This is a genomic window from Cellulosimicrobium sp. GQ32 (assembly GCF_059758455.1).
Map to the genome: position 1 here is coordinate 1 of NZ_JCAXEP010000023.1, position 3,407 is coordinate 3,407.

General features: G+C 58.3%; 2 rRNA genes. Both read right to left on the reverse strand.

What is annotated here, in order from left to right:
- Positions 1 to 49: 49 nt before the first annotated feature.
- Positions 50 to 166, reverse strand: a 5S ribosomal RNA gene (gene rrf / locus AC6CH9_RS20730).
- Positions 167 to 261: 95 nt separating this feature from the next.
- Positions 262 to 3,368, reverse strand: a 23S ribosomal RNA gene (locus AC6CH9_RS20735).
- Between the last annotated feature and the right edge of the window lie 39 nt (positions 3,369 to 3,407).

Consider the following 3,407-nt stretch of genomic DNA (forward strand, 5'->3'; position numbering starts at 1 on the left):
GAAATGCCGAAGGCCCACCCCGTGTGGGGTGGGCCTTCGGTGAAGGGTTGTCCGGCGGCGTCCTACTCTCCCACCCCGTCTCCAGGGCAGTACCATCGGCGCTGAAGGGCTTAGCTTCCGGGTTCGGTATGGGACCGGGCGTTTCCCCTTCGCTGTGACCGCCGTAACTCTGTGAACCTGTCCAACACTGGGTACCCCTGTGTGGGGTGTGGTGTTGGTGGTTCGGGAACCGCACAGTGGACGCGTAGCAAAGAGTGTTTGGTGTTGAAGTTGTCGGCTGATTAGTACCGGTCAGCTGCACGGGTCTTTCGTCCCCGCTTCCACGTCCGGCCTATCGACCCAGTGTTCTGCTGGGTGCCTCTCACCCCGTAGGGTATGGAAACCTCATCTTGAAGCAGGCTTCCCGCTTAGATGCTTTCAGCGGTTATCCCTTCCGAACGTAGCCAACCAGCGGTGCTCCTGGCGGAACAACTGGCACACCAGAGGTTCGTCCGTCCCGGTCCTCTCGTACTAGGGACAGCCCTTCTCAAGTTTCCTGCGCGCGCAGCGGATAGGGACCGAACTGTCTCACGACGTTCTAAACCCAGCTCGCGTACCGCTTTAATGGGCGAACAGCCCAACCCTTGGGACCTACTCCAGCCCCAGGATGCGACGAGCCGACATCGAGGTGCCAAACCATGCCGTCGATATGGACTCTTGGGCAAGATCAGCCTGTTATCCCCGGGGTACCTTTTATCCGTTGAGCGACGGCGCTTCCACAAGCCACCGCCGGATCACTAGTTCCGACTTTCGTCCCTGCTCGACCTGTCAGTCTCACAGTCAAGCTCCCTTGTGCACTTGCACTCGACACCTGATTGCCAACCAGGCTGAGGGAACCTTTGAGCGCCTCCGTTACATTTTAGGAGGCAACCGCCCCAGTTAAACTACCCACCAGGCACTGTCCCTGGTCCGGATCACGGACCGAGGTTAGACATCCGAAGCGGCCAGAGTGGTATTTCAACGTTGACTCCACCCGCACTGGCGTACGGGCTTCACAGTCTCCCACCTATCCTACACAAGCCGCACCGAACACCAATACCAAGCTATAGTAAAGGTCCCGGGGTCTTTCCGTCCTGCTGCGCGTAACGAGCATCTTTACTCGTAGTGCAATTTCGCCGAGTTCGCGGTTGAGACAGCGGAGAAGTCGTTACGCCATTCGTGCAGGTCGGAACTTACCCGACAAGGAATTTCGCTACCTTAGGATGGTTATAGTTACCACCGCCGTTTACTGGGGCTTAAATTCTGAGCTTCACCCCGAAGGGTTGACCCGTCCTCTTAACCTTCCAGCACCGGGCAGGCGTCAGTCCGTATACATCGTCTTGCGACTTCGCACGGACCTGTGTTTTTAGTAAACAGTCGCTTCTCCCTGGTCTCTGCGGCCGTCCACGCTCCCACCGCGAGGGTGTTCACGCTTCGGGCCCCCCTTCTCCCGAAGTTACGGGGGCATTTTGCCGAGTTCCTTAACCACGATTCTCTCGATCGCCTTAGTATTCTCTACCTGACCACCTGAGTCGGTTTGGGGTACGGGCGGCTAGAACCTCGCGCCGAGGCTTTTCTTGGCAGCATAGGATCACCCAGTTCGCGCTTGTGCGCTCACCGTCAGCTCTCAGCCTCGTGCCTGGCGGATTTGCCTACCAGACGGCCTACGGCCTTGGACGTGGTCTACCATCGCCACGCCGGGCTACCTTCCTGCGTCACCCCTGTTAATACGCTTACCTACTACCGGTTCGGGTCCCGCGCGCCCCTGTCCGGTGGCCCCGAAGGGCCGGTGGACAGGTTTGGGCGGTGAGCATCACCGGGCTCGGTATGGGCGGTTCTTCGCCGGTAGGAGAATATCAACTCCTTGTCCATCGACTACGCCTGTCGGCCTCGCCTTAGGTCCCGACTTACCCAGGGCGGATTAACCTGGCCCTGGAACCCTTGGTCATTCGGCGGACGGGTTTCTCACCCGTCTTTCGCTACTCATGCCTGCATTCTCACTCGTGTGGGCTCCACCACTGGGTTCCCCCGCGGCTTCACTGCCCACACGACGCTCCCCTACCCACCTGCGCCTCTGGACCACGAAGGCCTGAGTTGAGCGCAGATGCCACGGCTTCGGCGGTGTACTTGAGCCCCGCTACATTGTCGGCGCGGAATCACTTGACCAGTGAGCTATTACGCACTCTTTCAAGGGTGGCTGCTTCTAAGCCAACCTCCTGGTTGTCTGTGCAACTCCACATCCTTTCCCACTTAGCACACGCTTAGGGGCCTTAGCCGGTGGTCTGGGCTGTTTCCCTCTCGACTACGGAGCTTATCCCCCGCAGTCTCACTGCCACGCTTCCACTTACCGGCATTCGGAGTTTGGCTGACGTCAGTAACCTTGTAGGGCCCATCGGCCATCCAGTAGCTCTACCTCCGGCAAGAAACACGTGACGCTGCACCTAAATGCATTTCGGGGAGAACCAGCTATCACGAAGTTTGATTGGCCTTTCACCCCTAACCACAGGTCATCCCCCAGGTTTTCAACCCTGGTGGGTTCGGTCCTCCACGCGGTCTTACCCGCGCTTCAACCTGCCCATGGCTAGATCACTTCGCTTCGGGTCTAGACCCAGCGACTATGGGCGCCCTGTTCGGACTCGCTTTCGCTACGGCTTCCCCACACGGGTTAACCTCGCCACTGAGCACTAACTCGCAGGCTCATTCTTCAAAAGGCACGCTGTCACCCCAACCAAGGAGGCTCCAACGGATTGTAGGCACACGGTTTCAGGTACTATTTCACTCCCCTCCCGGGGTACTTTTCACCTTTCCCTCACGGTACTGGTCCGCTATCGGTCACTAGGTAGTATTTAGGCTTAGCAAGTGGTCTTGCCAGATTCACACGAGATTTCTCGGGCCCCGTGCTACTTGGGATCCCCTTCGGGAGGCCGCACCATTTCGTCTACCGGACTCGCACCGTCTGTGGTCCGCCTTTCAATGCGGTTCGACTATGACACGACTTTCTGACTCCCCGGCGGACTGTCAGATCCACCAGAAGGGTCCCACAACCCCGAACACGCAACGCCTGACAGCTTTAACACGCGCCCGGTTTGGCCTCATCCGCTTTCGCTCGCCACTACTCACGGAATATCTCTTCCTGTCGGTACTGAGATGTTTCACTTCCCGACGTTCCCTCCACACACCCTATATATTCAGGTGCAGGTCGCACGACATGACTCGTGCGGGGTTCCCCCATTCGGAAACCCTCGGATCACAGCTCGTTTGCCAGCTCCCCGAGGCTTATCGCAGGCTACCACGTCCTTCTTCGGCTCCTAGTGCCAAGGCATCCACCCTGTGCCCTTAAAAACTTCAACAAAAACAACAAAACTGCAGAGAACCAAGAACCACACCCA